Consider the following 16,234-nt stretch of genomic DNA (forward strand, 5'->3'; position numbering starts at 1 on the left):
GCAAGGACAGGCATATCATGGCACGTCGCAAAAAGATCTACGAAGGCAAGGCCAAGACCCTTTATGAGGGCCCAGAGCCGGGCACGATCGTCCAGTATTTCAAGGACGACGCGACCGCCTTCAACGCCGAGAAGAAGGCCGTGATCGAGGGCAAGGGTGTACTGAACAACATCCTCTCCGAGTATTTCATGACCGGCCTCAACAATATCGGCGTGCCGACCCATTTCATGAAGCGCCTCAACATGCGCGAGCAGTTGGTGCGCGCGGTCGAGATCATTCCGCTGGAAGTCATCGTGCGCAACTACGCCGCTGGGACCATGGCCAAGCGCCTCGGTCTCGAGGAGGGCGCGCAACTGCCGCGCCCCATCGTCGAATACTGCCTCAAAGACGACAAGCTGGGCGATCCGCTGGTCACCGAAGAGCATATCGCCGCCTTCGGCTGGGCCAGCCAGCAGGATCTCGATGACATGCTCAGCCTCGCCCTGCGGGTCAATGACTTCATGGCGGGCGTCATGTACGGCGTCGGGATCAAGCTGATCGATTTCAAGATCGAGATTGGCCGCGTCTATGACGGCGATTTCCAGCGCCTCATCGTCGCCGATGAGATCAGCCCCGATAGCTGCCGCCTGTGGGATATCGAAACCGGCCAAAAGCTGGACAAGGACGTTTTCCGCCGCGATCTGGGCAGTCTGACCGATGCCTACACCGAAGTGGCCAAGCGCCTCGGCGTGCTGCCCAAGGGCGCGACGCCTATGGCGCGTCCTACACTGATCAACTGATTTATCTCGCCTCGACCTCAATTCTGCGACCCAAGGATACTGCCCATGAAAGCCCGCGTTCACATCATGCTCAAGACCGGTGTTCTCGACCCTCAGGGCGAGGCGGTGCGCCACGCTTTGGGCAGCCTCGGCTTTGACGGCGTCAATGCCGTGCGCCAAGGCAAGGTGATCGAGTTGGATCTGGCCGATGGTACCGATGAGGCCACGGTGAACGAAATGTGCGAACGCCTTTTGGCGAACACCGTCATCGAAAGCTACAAGGTGGAGATCCTCTGATGCACGCTGCCGTCGTCGTCTTCCCCGGATCGAACTGTGACCGGGACTTGGCCGTGGCGTTCGAGCGGGCCGGCGCGCGCGTCACCATGGTCTGGCACAAGGACACGTCGATGCCCGAGGGCGTCGACATCATCGGCGTGCCGGGCGGCTTTTCGTTCGGCGACTACCTGCGCTGCGGTGCGATCGCGGCCAATTCGCCCATTTGCCAATCGGTCAAGGTGCATGCGGACAAGGGCGGTTATGTGCTGGGTGTCTGCAACGGCTTTCAGATCCTGACCGAAACGCGCGTTCTGCCCGGCACGCTTCTGCGCAATGCGGGGCTGAAATACATCTGCCGCGCCGTGCCGCTGACCGTCTCGACCGCCGACAGCCCGTTTACCTGCGGCTACGAGGCGGGGCAGACCATCACGGTGCCCATCGCGCATCACGACGGCAATTACCACGCCGATGCCGAAACGCTGGCCGCCCTCAAGGCCGAGGACCGCGTGGCCTTCCGCTATGGCGCCAACCCCAACGGATCGGCCGATGATATCGCGGGCATCCTGTCGGAAAACCGCCGCGTTCTGGGCATGATGCCCCACCCCGAGCGGATGTCCGAGGCCGCCCATGGCGGAACGGATGGCGCGGCGATGTTCACGGGTCTGGTACGGCAGCTGGAAAACGCCTGAAACAGGCGGCACAGCGTCGAAGGGCTTGAGGCGGCAGGAATGCCGCCGTAGCGTATGGCGATGAGTGACCGCGATCCCAAATCGCCCGCCAAGGGCAGCCAGCGGCCTTTGCCGCCGCAGGCGGACACCCGCCCCACAAGTTGGCGGGTGCGCATCGCGCTGCTCATCCTGACGGCCATTGCCATCGCAACCGTATACGTCACGAACCAGCTGCTGACTGAGCGGTTCACGCAGAACACCCGCAACCGGGCGGAACTGCGTCTGGTGCTCTATTCGGGCAACCTGCTGAGCGAGCTGCGCCAGAACGCCATCGTGCCGCAACTTCTGGCGCGCGATCCGGCGCTGATCTCGGCGCTGAATTCCAGCAATTATTCGCAATCTACGCAGCGCCTGATTTCCTTCGTGGATGAAATCGGCGCCGCTTCGCTGACCTTGCTGGACAAGGACGGGCGCACCGTCGCGTCCACGGACCGCAATTCGCTGGGCGAAAGCCATCGGTCGATGCCTTATTTCGTGGATGCCACCCGGTCAAAAGATACGGTTTTCACCCTGATCCAGGACGAGACGGGCCGGTTCGACTTCTACTATTCGCGCCGTGTCGAAAGCCAGGGCAGTCTGATCGGCGTCATCATGGTCGCTGTCGATCTGCACAAATACGAACGCGCCTGGGCGGGCATTACCGATGCGGTGATCGTGACCGATACCGAAGGCCGCATCATCCTGTCGACCGAGCCGCGCTGGCGCGGCCTGACCGAGGCGCAGGCCCTGGCCGAGCAGCCGGTCAGCAGTGCGTTCGAGCGCGCGATCCAGGCCACCGCCGACTGGACACTTCTGCCTGCCGACGCCTATCTCAGCGGCGAGGCGGTGATGCGCGTCGAGGGGCGCGTGGCCTTTCGTGGCTGGCGCATCGCCAATTTCACAACCTTTGATTCGGTACGCGAGAAGGTGAATGGCGTCCTCGCGCTCGAAATCATGGGCTTCGCGATTCTGCTGGCGCTGGCCTTCTACTTTCTCAGCCGCAAGACGGCGGTGCGCATGGCGCTCTTTCAGCGCGAGTCGGCAGAGCTTCGCCAGTTGAACCTGCGTTTGCAGCGGGAAATCGCCGAGCGCGAAAGGGTGCAGGAGAACCTTGCCGTGGCCGAGCAGACGCTGGCGCAAAGCTCGAAACTGGCCGCGCTGGGCGAGATGTCGGCGGCCGTCAGCCACGAGTTGAACCAGCCGCTGGCGGCGATGAAGACCTACCTTGCCGGCGCGCGCCTCTTGCTGACGCGCAATCGCCCGGACGAGACGATGTCCTCCTTTCAACGCATCGACGATCTGATCGAGCGGATGGGCGCCATCACGCGGCAACTGAAATCATATGCGCGTCATTCGGGCGATACGTTCGAGCCAGTAAATATAGGCGATGCACTGGCTGCGTCCTTGTCGATGATGGAGCCGCAGCTGCGCCAGCGGCGCGTCACGATCAACCGCACCTTGCCGGACGAGCCTGTGATGGTGATGGGCGACCGCGTGCGCATCGAACAGGTGATGATCAATTTGTTGCGCAACGCGCTTGATGCCACGCAAACGGTCGACGAGGCGCAGATCGATATCGTGTTGGCGGCGGGCAGCATGGCGGTGCTGACCGTCCGTGACAACGGCCACGGCATCAAGGATTTCGACAAGATGTTCGAGCCCTTCCACACCACCAAGCAGCCGGGCGAGGGCGTCGGGCTGGGGCTTGCCATTTCCTCGGGGATCGTCAACGACCTAGGGGGAAGACTGACCGCGCGTGACGCGGCGGCGGGGGGGGCTGTATTTGAGATGCGCCTGCCCATATTGACTGAACAAACGCGTGCAGCGGAGTGACCCCAGATGGCTAATGCGATGAAGATTGCGATCGTCGATGACGAGAAGGACATGCGCCAGTCGATCAGCCAATGGCTGGCGCTTTCGGGATACGACACCGAGACGTTCGCCTGCGCCGAGGACGCGCTGAAGGCGCTGGGGCCCGATTATCCCGGCATCGTGGTCAGTGACATCCGCATGCCAGGCATGGATGGGATGCAGTTCCTGAAAAAGCTGATGGGCACCGACAGCACATTGCCCGTCATCATGATCACCGGCCATGGCGATGTGCCGATGGCGGTCGAGGCGATGCGCGTCGGCGCCTATGATTTTCTGGAAAAGCCGTTCAATCCTGACCGCATGACCGAGCTGGCCAAGAAGGCGACCCATGCGCGTCGCCTGACGCTCGACAACCGCGCGCTGCGGCGCGAGCTGTCTGATGGCGGGCAGCTGATGAAGAAGCTGATCGGCTCCAGCCCTGTGATGGAACGGCTCAAGGAGGACATCCTCGATCTCGGGCAGGCGGACGGCCACGTCCTGATCGATGGCGAGACGGGGACAGGCAAGACGCTGGTCGCCCATGCCCTACATGCTGTCGGCGCGCGCGCGGGCAAGAAATTCGTCCTCGTCTCCTGCGCGGCCTATGAGCAGGACCAGCTCTCCAAGCGCCTTTTTGGCCCGATGAACCCCGAGGACAGCCGCCTGCCGGCCGTCGAGGAGGCACGCGGTGGCACTCTGGTGCTCGAGGATATCGAGGCGCTCAGCGACAGCTTGCAGGCCCGCCTGCTGACTTGGCTGAACGAAGAGGGCACACCGCCCGAGACGCGGCTGGTCGCCATCTCGAACCTGCAGGACGAGGGCAAGACATCCGAGGATGCGCTGCGCCCGGATCTTTTCTATCGCCTCGCCAGTCTCAGGATCACCGTGCCGCCGCTGCGCCAGCGTGGCGAGGATATCCTGACACTCTTCACCCGCTTTTCCGACCAGTTCGCCGATGACTACGGCTGCGACGCGCCGCAGGTCAGCGCACAGGAGGCGGCACAGCTTTTGCAGGCGCCGTGGCCCGGTAATGTGCGCCAGCTATTCAACGTGGCCGAGCGGGCGGTGCTGCAGTCGCGGCGCGGCTCGGGCACCATCGTGTCGCTGTTGATGAGCGATCATCAGGACATGCAGCCGGTCATGACGACCGAAGGCAAGCCGCTCAAGGAATATGTCGAGGCGTTCGAGCGGATGCTGATCGACAACACGATGCGCCGCCACAAGGGCAGCATCGCCGCCGTCATGGACGAGCTGTGCTTGCCGCGCCGCACTCTGAATGAAAAGATGGCCAAGTATAATCTGCAAAGATCCGATTATCTTTGAGTGAAACACGGTCAGCCACGGCGCGTGCGCACAGGCGCACGCTCGACGCCGCAGCGCAATCGGCATTTTGCCCATTGTCATCGTGCCCCTCGGGGCTTTAGTGTGAGACGGTGGTAATGCGCTCAAAATCGCGCGCCACTTGAGTTTCGCTGCGCAGGACACGCGTGTAGGCCAGAACGCCGGCACGTCCGCGCAGACCGATAGGGCCCTGATCAAACAGGGCCGCACAAACGCCGGACATCTCTTTAGGGCTGTACCGGATACATCATGGGTGCCGCACAGCAGCGCCGGAGAAGAAATGCGATGACGCGCGCAGCACAGAATGGAATTCTGGCGGGGGCACCGAATGGCGCCCCCCTTTGCGCGCCTGACTTCGCCACAATCAGACACCTTCTGCATAGCGCCGCCCCACCCGGGCGGCGGCTATTGCGTGGGTGCGAACGGAAAACATGGCCAAGAAAATGCTTATCGATGCCACCCACGCCGAGGAGACTCGCGTTGTGGTGGTGGACGGAAACAAAGTCGAAGAATTCGATTTCGAATCTGAAAACAAACGGCAACTCGCCGGAAATATCTATCTCGCCAAGGTAACCCGGGTCGAGCCGTCGCTGCAGGCGGCCTTCATCGACTACGGCGGAAACCGCCACGGCTTCCTCGCCTTTTCAGAGATTCACCCCGACTACTACCAGATCCCCGTCGCCGACCGCGAGGCGCTGATGGAGGAAGAGCGCGCCTATGCAGCGGCCCAGGAGGCCGAGGAAGAAGAGCGCGCCAAGCCAAAGAGCCGCTCGCGCGGCGGGCGTGGCCGCTCCAAGGCTGCCCGCGCGGATGATGACGATGCGGTCACCAGCACCGATGTCTCGGGCATGGAGACGATCGACCTGGGCGAGGATGGGGCGGATGACGACGAAGGCTCGTCCCCCATGGAGCGGGTTGCCGAAACCCCCGTTGAAGAGCCGGATGGCGATGCTTCGGGTGAGACCGATGCAGGCGATAATGGTGACGACAAACCAAAATCGCGCCGGTCCTCGCGGTCGCGCCGCTCGCGCCGCGGCGATGATGGTGACAATACCGACGACAGCATCGAAGATGCCGCTGACAAGGATGACACCATCGAAGTTGTCGCCGACGACGACAATCACGACGACATTCGTCCACCGCGCAAGCCGCGCGCGCGCAAGTACAAGATTCAGGAAGTCATCAAGGTCCGCCAGATCCTGCTGGTTCAGGTCGTCAAGGAAGAGCGCGGCAACAAGGGCGCGGCGCTGACGACGTACCTGTCATTGGCTGGCCGTTATTGCGTTCTGATGCCCAACACAGCTCGCGGTGGCGGCATCAGCCGCAAGATCACCAATGCGCCGGACCGCAAGAAGCTGAAGGAAATCGCGGCCGAGATCGACGTACCCAAGGGCGCGGGCCTGATCGTACGCACCGCCGGCGCCAAGCGTACCAAGCCCGAGATCAAGCGCGATTACGAATATCTTCAGCGCATGTGGGAACAGATCCGCGAGTTGACGCTGAAGTCCATCGCGCCGGCCAAGATCTACGAGGAAGGCGACCTGATCAAACGCTCGATCCGCGACCTTTATAATCGCGACATCGACGAGGTTCTGGTCGAGGGCGAGCGCGGCTACCGCATCGCCAAGGACTTCATGAAGATGATCATGCCGTCCCACGCCAAGAACGTGAAAAATTACGTCGACACGATGCCGCTCTTCGCGCGTTTTCAGGTCGAGAGCTACCTCAATTCGATGTTCAACCCGACAGTTCAGCTGAAATCGGGCGGCTATATCGTGATCGGCGTGACCGAGGCGCTCGTCGCCATCGACGTGAACTCGGGCCGTGCCACCAAGGAAGGCTCGATCGAGGAGACGGCGACCAAGACCAATCTCGAGGCCGCCGAAGAGGTGGCCCGCCAGCTGCGCCTGCGCGATCTGGCCGGTCTGATCGTCATCGACTTCATCGACATGGACGAGCGCAAGAACAACGCCGCCGTCGAAAAGCGGATGAAGGACAAGCTCAAGACCGACCGCGCGCGCATCCAGGTCAGCCGCATCTCGGGCTTCGGCCTGATGGAGATGAGCCGCCAGCGCCTGCGCCCCGGTATGATCGAGGCGACGACGCAGCCATGCCCCTCGTGCCACGGCACGGGCCTGATCCGCTCGGACGACAACCTCGCGCTCAACATTCTGCGCCAGATCGAGGAAGAGGGCACCAAGGGCCGCTCGCTCGAGGTGCTGGTGCGCGCGCCGGTGGGCATCGCCAATTTCCTGATGAACCAGAAGCGCGAGCATATCGCCCAGATCGAGATCCGATATGGCCTTTCGGTACGTATCGAGGGTGATCCGTCGCTGATCTCGCCCGATTTCGCGCTGGAGAAGTTCAAGACGGCCACCCGCGCGGTCCCCGAGCAGGTCATGCGCGTCGTATCGGTCGACAGCTCGCTCATGGACGATATCGACAGCGAGACCGAGATCGACTTGGACGAGTTGCCTTCCGAGGAAGACGACGACGACAGCGATCGCCAGCAGTCCAGCCGGAATGGCGACAGCAATCGCGGCAATGGCGACGCGAATGGCGAGGACGAGGACGGCAAGCCCAAGAAGCGCCGCCGTCGTCGGCGCCGGAGCAAATCATCGAAAAACCGCGAAGACGGTGATAACGGCCAGTCGGATGAAGGCGCCGATGACAGCGATGACGCAGAGGCCAACGGAGCGGTGACGGCGTCTGAAACCGAAGAGGCAGAGGCCAAGCCCGCGCCAAAATCCCGTTCGCGCAGCCGCAAGCCCAAATCCGCCCCCGAGGCCGAGGCCGAGGCCGCCGAAGGCGCCGAAGCCAAGCCGGCAGAGGATGCGGCGCAAGGTGACGAAAAACCCAAGCGCACCCGCAAGCCGCGCCCCAAGAAGTCGGACACGGTAGAGCCTGCACCCGAGGCCGCCGAGGCCAGCGCAGAGGAGGCGCCCAAACCCAAGCGCACGCGCGCCCCGCGCAAGCCGAAGGCGGCGGTCGAGGCGGCGCCCGAGCCGAGCGCGCCGACGCCGGTTGCAGATATTGCGCCCGAAGTCGCAGCGCCTCCGGCTGAGGAGCCCGCGCCCGAGCCAGTTCAGGAGGCGAGCCCGGCGCCTGCACCCGCGCCCAAACCCGCACCGGAACCGGCCGCCAACAAAGAGTCGGAACCTGCCAAGCCCAAGCGTAAGGGCTGGTGGTCTTTGGGCCGCTGACAGGGCACGAGGCACTCAATGATGTCGAAAGGCGCGGTCCCGAACAGGGTCGCGCCTTTCGCAAATTAGCCATCCGCCAAATCACTGCGGCAGGTCCGGTTTCATCTTGGCAAAAATACTCAAATGGGCCGCCGCGCGGTTGCAAGCGCGCCGGGCGGTTCAGATCACTGCCCTACCGGCCTGCGCCTTTGCGTACCAAATAGGCTGCAACTGTCCCGCGCTCCTCGACCGAGATCAGTTCATGGCCTGCTTCCGCGCAAAAATGCGGCACATCCACAGCGGCAGCCGGATCATCGCAAAGCAGGCGTATTTCTCCGCCCAGATCCACGCCGCCGAGCCGCTTGCGCAGCTTGAGGACGGGCAGGGGGCATAGCAGGCCGATGGCGTCGATTTCTTCCATGCTGCCCTTCTGCCGCGCCAGCGCTTGCCTGTCCACAAACTTGTGACAAGCTGCCGCGTGACGCCGCCGGGCCGATAGGCTAAGCCAGCCTCATGTTCGGAATCGAAATCATGGACGCGGGCCTTTTACCCGCGATGATCGTGGCGCTGCTTGCGGGGACGCTGTCCTTTCTCAGCCCTTGCGTGCTGCCCATCGTGCCGCCTTATCTCGCTTACATGAGCGGCGTGACCTTGCCCGACCTCAGCGAGGAGGGAGGCGCGCATCGCCGCCGCGCCATCGTGCCTGCGCTCTTTTTCGTGCTGGGCCTTTCGACCATATTCCTGCTCCTCGGCGCCGCTGCCTCGGCGCTGGGACTGGCCTTTTTGCAATACCAATCGACGCTCAGCAGCATTGCGGGTGTTCTGGTCATGGTGTTTGGCCTCCATTTCCTCGGCATCATCCGCATCGGCTTTCTTGATCGCGAAATGCGCATGGATGCCGGCGACCGGGGCGGCAGCGCCTTTGGGGCTTACGTGCTCGGCCTTGCCTTTGCCTTTGGCTGGACGCCCTGCATCGGCCCGCAGCTGGGCGCGATCCTGTCGCTGGCCGCCAGCGAGGCATCGGTCGCCCGCGGCACCGCATTGCTGGCGGTTTACGCGATCGGCCTTGGCGTGCCCTTCATCCTCGTCGCGGCCTTCCTGCCGCGCCTCACGGGCGTCATGGGCTGGATGAAGCGACATATGAGCCGGATCGAGCGGATCATGGGCCTTCTGCTCTGGACCATCGGCCTCATGATGGTCACGGGCGGTTTTTCCGCCTTCGCCTTCTGGCTGCTCGAGACGTTTCCGGCGCTTGCCGCGCTCGGCTAGACCGCGCGGCCTTACTCTTGCCCCGATCATGGCCTAGCATGACGCCCAACATGGCCAAGCTGGACCTTCGGTGGCATGACGCGGATGACTGACACGCATGACAGGGTGGCCCCGGTCGGGCCGAAAACCGGCGCGCCCCGGCGCGTCGCGCGCCGCCATGTGTTCTACATCCCTGGCTACGATCCGATCCACCCGCGCCGCTACCGCGAGCTTTATCGCAAGGAAGGCGCCGCGCAGGCCGTCATTTCGGGCTATGAAATGCAGCTGACCGCGCGCAAGGCCGACCCCGGCGGGCGCTACGGCTGGAGCGCGATGGGCGAAATGGAGGGCGAGACGGCCCGCGCCGAGATCGACGTGCTGGTCTGGTCCGACATCGTGCGCGCCTCGATGAGCCATACGATCCCCGCCACCTATCTGCAGCTGGTCCGCACCGCCTGGGCCTATATCGGCAGTGGCGCGCTCTGGCGGCTGATGCGGCTGCGCAAGGGGCCGGTGATCGCCGCGCTCTATCCGGTGGGATTCCTGCTTTTGCAACTCGGCATCGCGTTGCTCCTTGGCCATTGGGCGGGCGAGGGGCTGGCGCTCGCGGCATCGCAGATCCCGTTCGGTACCGAGGGTGCGGCGCTGGATGTGCGCCTGATGCTGGGCGGCCTCGTTCACTATGGCGCGATGGCGGTGATCGCCTGGGCCATCCTCAGCTGGTTCAAGCGCAAGGATGGCAAGTTCTACGCCTATTACCTCATGCATGACTTCGCCTATTCGGCGCGCCATGGCGGGGCCAATCCGCCCCCGCTTGAGGCGCGCATGGCCGAGTTCGGGGACGAGATCGCCGCCGCCCTCGCCAGCGATGTGGATGAGGTTCTGGTGGTCGGCCATTCCTCGGGTGCACATCTGGGCGTGTCCATCCTGGCCGACCTGATCCGCGAGGGCAGGGTGCCGGGCGATGGCCCGGCCCTGTCGTTCCTGTCGCTGGGGCAGGTGGTGCCGATGGTGTCGTTCCTGCCCGGCGCGCACCGGCTGCGCGCCGATCTGGCCTATCTCAGCGCGTCGCGCGCGCTGACATGGGTCGATGTAACCGCGCCCGGCGACGGCTGCGCCTTTGCGCTTTGCGATCCGGTCGCGGTCTCGGGCGTCGCGCCGCCGCGCCGCCGCTGGCCCCTGGTGATCTCGGCGGCCTTTACCCAGACGCTCAGCCCGATGCGCTGGCGCGAATTGCGGTGGAAGTTCTTCCGCCTGCATTTCCAGTATCTCTGCGCCTTCGACAGGCCGGGCGACTACGACTATTTCCGCATCACGGCGGGTCCGCAGACCCTCGGCGCGCGCTATGCGGGCCGCGCGCCCTCGGCCAGCCGGATCGAGGCGCCGGTCAACAAATACACGTCCCAATCGGCGGATGCAGCTGCGTGAGCCTGCCTCCGAAACCTCCCGCGCGGCCAAACCGGGTGTCGCTCTGGCGCTATCTCAAGCTCTTTCGGGCCGACATCCTCTCGGCCCAGCCTGCGCGGCTCTACCGTGCCTGGATGGCCGAATTCCGCACGCCCTTTTTCCGCTCGTACCTGTGCAATCAGCCCGACCTCGTCGCGCTGGTGCTGAAGGGCCGGCCCGATGATTTCCCGAAGTCGAACCGCGTGCGCGAGGGGCTGACGCCCTTGCTCGGCAATTCGGTTTTCGTCACCAACGGGGAGGTCTGGAAACGCCAGCGCCGCATCATCGACCCGGCCTTCGAAGGCGGGCGCCTGCGCCATGTGTTTCCGGCGATGCTGGAGGCCGGAGAGAGCGCGGTGCGCCGTCTCGCCCCGCTGGCCGATGGCGCCCCGCGCGATATCGAGGGCGAGGCAAGCCATGTGGCCGCCGACGTCATATTCCGCACGCTGTTTTCCATCCCGATCGAGAACGAGGTCGCGGCCCGCGTCTTTGACGCGTTTCGTGCGCACCAGCGCACGCAGCCGGTGGTCAACCTGGCCGCGCTCATACCGTTGCCCAAATGGATGCCGCGCCCGCGTAACCGCGCCACGCGCGCGACGGCTCAGGTGATCCGGGGCCTCATCCGGCAGCTGACGGCCGAGCGCATGGGCTCCATCGAGGCGGGCACGGCGCCCGAGGATCTGGCGACCAAGATCATGACGACGGCAGACCCGCAGACGGGCCAGCGCTTTGACACCGAGGAGATGGTCGATCAGGTCGCCATCTTCTTCTTGGCCGGGCACGAGACGAGCGCCTCGGCACTTGGCTGGGCGCTCTACCTGCTGGCGCTATACCCCGAGTGGCAGGAGAAACTGGCTGCCGAGGCCGAGGCGGCCTTCGGCGATGGCGCGCCCGAATTCTCGCATATGTCCAGGCTGGCCCTCACCCGCGACGTCTTTCGCGAGACGCTGCGCCTCTATCCGCCTGTCCCAATGATGGTGCGCGAGGCGCGCTGCCTCGAAGAGTTCCGGGGCCGCGACATTGCGCAGGGAAGTCAGATCGTCCTCAGCCCGTGGCATCTGCACCGGCACGAGCGGATCTGGGACGCCCCCGACGCCTTTCAGCCCGAACGCTATGGCACCGACGAGGGGCGCAAATGCCTGCGCGAGGCGTTCATCCCCTTCTCGGCAGGGCAGCGCGTCTGCCCCGGCGCAGGCTTTGCCATGATCGAAGGTGTGCTTTTGCTGGCCATGCTGGTGCGCGCCTACCGGTTCGAGCCAGTCACAGAACGCCCCGCGATGCCCGTCGCGCATCTGACGGTGCGCGGCAAGGACGGGATCTGGCTGAAGATCACGCCGCGCTGAGCGGCCCAAGATCGTTTGAACGATCTTGGCAAAAGCCTTGGGGAGGCTTTTCAGCCCCGCATCCTCGCGCCATCCGTGTCGAAAAGCGGCGCGGTCAGTAGCATCGCGTCGCACATCCGGCCCAGGATTTCGATCTGCGCCGTGGCGCCTTCGCGCCCGCGCGGGATCAGCCCCAGCGCGATGGATTTGCCCGCGTGATGCGAATAGCCGCCCGAAGTGACAAAGCCTTGCACCTCGCCATCCAGCCAGATTGGCTCGTAGCCATGCGCGTCGGCATCCGTGGCCGCGACATCGTAGGCGACCAGTTGGCGCGGCGCGCCCTTTGCCTTCTCGGCCTCCGCCGCGCCGCGTCCGATGAAATCCGCGTCTTTCGACCAGGCGATGAAGCGGTCCATGCCGGTCTCGCCCGGCGTGTAATCCGGCGAAAATTCGGCGCCCCAAGAGCCGAAGAATTTGTCGAGCCGCAGGGACATCATCGCGCGCATCCCGAAGGGGCGCATGCCATGCGGCGCGCCGGCCTCGGTCAGCGTGTGCCAAAGGCCGCGCTGCGCCATCGGATCGCAATAGATCTCGTAGCCCAGATCGCCGGTGTAGCTGACCCGCTGGATCAGGCAGTCCGCCATGCCGATGGTGGCGTGGCGCAGATCCATGAAACGCATTTGCGCCAAATCCTCGCCGCCGCAGGCCAGCAGCACATCGCGCGCGCTTGGCCCCGCGATCTGAAAGCCGGTCAGCCGGTCGCTGACATTTTCCAGATGCACGCCCGCCTCTTCGTGCATCTGGAACCAGCGCATATGCATGGCCTGCGCGCCGTAAGATGCGGTCAGTTGGAACGCCTCGTCCGAGAGGCAAGAGACGGTGAAATCGCCCAAGAGCCGCCCTTTGGGCGACAGCATCGGTGTCAGGCTCATCCGACCGGGCGCGGGGATGCGGCCCGCCATGATGCGATTCAGCCATGCGCGCGCAGTCGGACCCGTCACCAAGTATTTGCCGAAATTCTGCACCTCGTTGATGCCGACGGCGCCGCGCACGGCGGCGACTTCGCGCGCAGTGGCGTCAAAGGCATTCGAGCGGCGGAAGCTGGGCGTCTCGTAACGTGGCTCATTGGCGGTTGCGAAGTAATTGGCAACCTCCAGGCCATATTGCGCGCCCCAGACGGCGCCCTCGGCGCTCAATACGTCATACATGGGCGTGGTGCGGCAGGGGCGGGCAGCGGGCAGCTCCTCGTTCAGGTAGCTGACCGAAAACCGCTTCTGGTAATTCTCGATCACCTTGGGGCGGGTATAGCCGGGCGTGATCCAATCGCCGAAGCGCGCCACATCCATGGCGCGCACGTCCCGCTCGCATTCGCCCTCTACCATCCACTGCGCCAGCATCAGGCCAACGCCGCCGCCCTGTGAAAAGCCCGCCATCACGCCGCAGGCGGACCAGTAGCCGCGCAGGCCCGGCACCGGGCCGACCAGCGGATTGCCATCGGGGGCAAAGGTGAAGGGGCCGTGAATGACTGATTTGACGCCCGCTCGGCCAAGCGCGGGAAAGCGGCGATAGGCGAATTCGATGCTGTCCTCGATCTTGTCGAGATTATCCGGCAGCAGCTCATGCCCGAAATCCCAGGGCGTGCCATCCACGGCCCAGGGCTTGCAGGGCTGCTCGTAGAAGCCGATGCAGAGGCCGCGTCCCTCCTGCCTCAGATAGCTCTCGCCGGCGGGGTCCATCACATGCGGATGCTCGGTGTCGCGCTGGGCGATTTCGGGCACGTCGTCCGTCACGATATACTGGTGCTCCATCGGGTGCAGCGGCAGATAGACGCCCGCCATCGCGCCCACCTCGCGGGCCCAGAGGCCGCCCGCGTTCACCAGATGCTGGGTATGCACCGTTCCCTTGTCGGTAACGACGTCCCACGTGCCATCGGGGCGCTGTCGCGTCTCGCGGACCATGCAATGCGTTTCGATCGTGGCGCCGCCCAGCCGCGCGGCCTTGGCATAGGCGTGGGTGGTGCCCGAGGGGTCCAGATGCCCGTCGAGCGGATCGTAAAGCCCACCAATGATGCCCTCGATATTCGTGACCGGCGCGATCTGCGCAATCTCTTCGGGCGTGACGATATGGGTGTCGAGGCCCATGTAGCGGTGCTTGGCCCGCTCGGCCACCAGCATGTCGAAACGGTCGCGATTGTCGGCCAGCGTTACGCCGCCCACATGATGCAGGCCGCAGGACATGCCCGTAATCTCCTCCAGCTCCTTGTAGAGACGGATCGTGTAGCCCTGCAGCGCGGCCATGTTGGTATCGCCGTTCAGCGTGTGAAACCCGCCCGCCGCATGCCAGGTGGAGCCTGACGTCAGCTCGGAGCGCTCGATCAGCATGACATCGGACCAGCCGAGCTTGGTCAGGTGATAAAGGACGCTGCATCCGACGACGCCGCCTCCGATGATGACGGCCTGTGCTGTGGATTTCATCACTCTGTCCTCTCGCTGAGCGTCGGGCCGTGGCAGCCTGTTCGTGCGAGAATGCGCGCCCGGCGGAGCGTGGCGCATGCACGCTTGCGACACGATCTGTCGTGATCGGATGATGCGCGCCGCACAATTGGAGCCGGTCAGGGCGCGAGGCAGGATGCACAAAGGCTGGAACCCACGCGGCGCGCGGGGTATTGGACTACATGAACAATATCCTGCTGATCCCCGCGACGCTCTGGCGCAAGGCCCAGGCCTATGCCCAAAAACTCTGGGTCCGCGTGCTGGCGATGGGCCTTTTGTCGCTCCTGTCGCTGGGCGTCACGCAGGTGATCGAGCTTTTCATCCCCGAGGATATCTCGTCCAGCATGACCGGCGCGTCGGCGGACCGGCTGCTGGATATCATCGCCAGCGCAATGCTCTCGGTCACGATCTTTGCGATGACGGTGATGGTTTCGGTCTATCGCAGCTCGGCCTCGCAATGGACGCCGCGCGTCCACCGCCTGATCATGAAGGATGCGGTCACGCAAAAGACGCTGGCCGCGTTCATCGGCGCCTATGTCTACGCGCTTGTGGCGATCATCCTGCGCGAGATGGATGTGTTCGGCGACGATCACGCGCTGGTCCTGTTCTGGCTGACGGTGATGGTCCTGGCCTTCGTGGTCTGGTCGCTGATCCGCTGGGTTTTGCACCTGCAAACCTTCGGCAGCCTTCTGCACACCACGCGGCAGGTCGAGGGCATCACCAAGGAGCGGTTTCAGGAACGCCTGCGCACGCCCTGCCTTGGGGCCAATCCGCTGACCGGGGACGTGCCCGAGGCCGCGCGCCCCATCGAGTCGGATCAAAGCGGATATATCCAGCACATCTATCCCGAAGGCCTGAATGCGGTGGCCGAGCGCTATGAGGTCAAGATCTACCTGCCACGCCCCATCGGTTATTTCGTCTTCCTGCACGAGCCGCTGGCGTGGGTCGTCGGCGACGTGGCCGAGGAGGATCGCGAGGAATTTCGCTCGCTCGTGCTTGGCCATGTCAATGTGGAGGATCTGCGCGATTACGATCAGGATCCGCGCTTCGGCCTTGTCGTCATGGGCGAGATCGCGTCGAAGGCGCTGTCGCCCGGGATCAACGATCCGGGCACGGCGATTGACGTGATTACGCGCGTCGGGCGCATCTTGTCGAGTTACTCGGGCATAGATACGCGCCGCGAAGCCCATGTGGATGGTGAGGCGGACCCGGACAAGGAAGGCGAGGGGCCCGATCTGGACCGGCTTTGGGTGCCGCCGCTCGCGCCGGGCGAGCTTCTGGATGACGGGTTCGGCACTCTCACGCGCGATGGTGCGCAGCTATACGAGGTGCAACACCGTCTACAGGCCACATTGGCGGGCCTCATGCGTCATCCGGACGAAGGGCTGCGCAACGCCGCATTTGATTTCGCCGAGACTGCACTGCGCCGCGCCCTGCAGTCTATGGACTTCGAGCCGGACCGCGAACGTCTGCTGCAAAGCGTGGGCGAGCGTTTGAGGATGCGTGTTACCGAAACCTGACAGCCTTGCCTCACCGCGACACTTATCGTCGCGGTCGGGCAACCGGCCCATCCTCATGCGGTCCAAGTTGGGCGCGAATCGCAACGTCAGG

The 16,234-nt window shown here is 64.3% G+C and carries 12 protein-coding genes; 10 read left to right on the forward strand and 2 right to left on the reverse strand.

Annotation, left to right across the window (positions count from 1 at the left end):
* Positions 1–17 precede the first annotated feature (17 nt).
* The 6 genes from purC to BW975_RS14280 all read left to right on the forward strand — a co-directional run bounded on the left by purC (position 18) and on the right by BW975_RS14280 (position 8,136).
* Entirely contained in the window at positions 18–779 is a 762-nt protein-coding gene (purC, locus tag BW975_RS14255; protein WP_076534993.1) for a phosphoribosylaminoimidazolesuccinocarboxamide synthase, read from the forward strand.
* Between the two features lie 45 nt (positions 780–824).
* Complete coding sequence (gene purS / locus BW975_RS14260; RefSeq protein ID WP_076534994.1) at positions 825–1,055, forward strand: phosphoribosylformylglycinamidine synthase subunit PurS; 231 nt, start codon at positions 825–827, stop codon at positions 1,053–1,055.
* Positions 1,055–1,723 carry a phosphoribosylformylglycinamidine synthase subunit PurQ gene (purQ, locus tag BW975_RS14265; protein WP_076534995.1) on the forward strand — a complete coding sequence of 223 codons (669 nt, stop codon included), beginning with the start codon at positions 1,055–1,057 and terminating at the stop codon, positions 1,721–1,723. The genes purS and purQ overlap by 1 nt, the downstream gene beginning before the upstream one ends.
* Before the next feature lie 60 nt (positions 1,724–1,783).
* Positions 1,784–3,574, forward strand: a complete 1,791-nt coding sequence (locus tag BW975_RS14270; protein ID WP_076535256.1) for a sensor histidine kinase — start codon at positions 1,784–1,786, stop codon at positions 3,572–3,574.
* Positions 3,575–3,580: 6 nt separating this feature from the next.
* Entirely contained in the window at positions 3,581–4,915 is a 1,335-nt protein-coding gene (locus tag BW975_RS14275; protein ID WP_076534996.1) for a sigma-54-dependent transcriptional regulator, read from the forward strand.
* A 449-nt stretch (positions 4,916–5,364) separates the two neighbouring features.
* Entirely contained in the window at positions 5,365–8,136 is a 2,772-nt protein-coding gene (locus tag BW975_RS14280) for an Rne/Rng family ribonuclease (RefSeq protein ID WP_076534997.1), read from the forward strand.
* A gap of 172 nt (positions 8,137–8,308) precedes the next feature.
* Here BW975_RS14280 and BW975_RS14285 read toward each other — a convergent pair whose 3' ends face one another.
* Positions 8,309–8,536, reverse strand: coding sequence for a sulfurtransferase TusA family protein (locus BW975_RS14285; protein WP_076534998.1), 228 nt, complete (start codon positions 8,534–8,536; stop codon positions 8,309–8,311).
* 92 nt (positions 8,537–8,628) lie between these two features.
* Between BW975_RS14285 and BW975_RS14290 the strand changes: the two genes are divergently transcribed.
* The 3 genes from BW975_RS14290 (at position 8,629) to BW975_RS14300 (ending at position 12,152) form a co-directional block, all read left to right on the forward strand.
* On the forward strand, positions 8,629–9,384 hold the full coding sequence (locus tag BW975_RS14290; protein WP_076534999.1) for a cytochrome c biogenesis CcdA family protein: 756 nt from the start codon (positions 8,629–8,631) through the stop codon (positions 9,382–9,384).
* Between the two features lie 84 nt (positions 9,385–9,468).
* The gene (locus BW975_RS14295) at positions 9,469–10,791 is read left to right on the forward strand and encodes a hypothetical protein (protein WP_076535257.1); all 1,323 of its coding nucleotides are present in this window, start codon (positions 9,469–9,471) and stop codon (positions 10,789–10,791) included.
* Entirely contained in the window at positions 10,788–12,152 is a 1,365-nt protein-coding gene (locus tag BW975_RS14300; protein ID WP_076535000.1) for a cytochrome P450, read from the forward strand. Before BW975_RS14295 ends, BW975_RS14300 begins: the two co-directional genes overlap by 4 nt.
* Before the next feature lie 50 nt (positions 12,153–12,202).
* Here BW975_RS14300 and BW975_RS14305 read toward each other — a convergent pair whose 3' ends face one another.
* Positions 12,203–14,605 (reverse strand): GcvT family protein, encoded by a 2,403-nt coding sequence (locus tag BW975_RS14305; protein WP_076535001.1) that lies wholly within the window; start codon positions 14,603–14,605, stop codon positions 12,203–12,205.
* Between the two features lie 200 nt (positions 14,606–14,805).
* On the opposite strand from BW975_RS14305, the gene BW975_RS14310 reads away from it, so the two are divergent.
* Entirely contained in the window at positions 14,806–16,143 is a 1,338-nt protein-coding gene (locus tag BW975_RS14310) for a DUF2254 domain-containing protein (protein WP_076535002.1), read from the forward strand.
* The last annotated feature ends 91 nt before the right edge of the window (positions 16,144–16,234 follow it).

Source organism: Roseovarius nanhaiticus (assembly GCF_900156535.1).
Taxonomy (GTDB): Bacteria; Pseudomonadota; Alphaproteobacteria; order Rhodobacterales; family Rhodobacteraceae; genus Roseovarius; species Roseovarius nanhaiticus.

Bases quoted from the DNA above. Each gene is read 5' to 3' on its own strand.
- purS (WP_076534994.1), top strand. From the start codon at position 825: ATGAAAGCCCGCGTTCACATCATGCTCAAGACCGGTGTTCTCGACCCT.
- BW975_RS14275 (WP_076534996.1), top strand. From the start codon at position 3,581: ATGGCTAATGCGATGAAGATTGCGATCGTCGATGACGAGAAGGACATG.
- BW975_RS14285 (WP_076534998.1), bottom strand. From the start codon at position 8,536: ATGGAAGAAATCGACGCCATCGGCCTGCTATGCCCCCTGCCCGTCCTC.
- BW975_RS14305 (WP_076535001.1), bottom strand. From the start codon at position 14,605: ATGAAATCCACAGCACAGGCCGTCATCATCGGAGGCGGCGTCGTCGGA.
- BW975_RS14270 (WP_076535256.1), top strand. From the start codon at position 1,784: ATGAGTGACCGCGATCCCAAATCGCCCGCCAAGGGCAGCCAGCGGCCT.
- purQ (WP_076534995.1), top strand. From the start codon at position 1,055: ATGCACGCTGCCGTCGTCGTCTTCCCCGGATCGAACTGTGACCGGGAC.
- purC (WP_076534993.1), top strand. From the start codon at position 18: ATGGCACGTCGCAAAAAGATCTACGAAGGCAAGGCCAAGACCCTTTAT.
- BW975_RS14290 (WP_076534999.1), top strand. From the start codon at position 8,629: ATGTTCGGAATCGAAATCATGGACGCGGGCCTTTTACCCGCGATGATC.
- BW975_RS14310 (WP_076535002.1), top strand. From the start codon at position 14,806: ATGAACAATATCCTGCTGATCCCCGCGACGCTCTGGCGCAAGGCCCAG.
- BW975_RS14280 (WP_076534997.1), top strand. From the start codon at position 5,365: ATGGCCAAGAAAATGCTTATCGATGCCACCCACGCCGAGGAGACTCGC.
- BW975_RS14295 (WP_076535257.1), top strand. From the start codon at position 9,469: ATGACTGACACGCATGACAGGGTGGCCCCGGTCGGGCCGAAAACCGGC.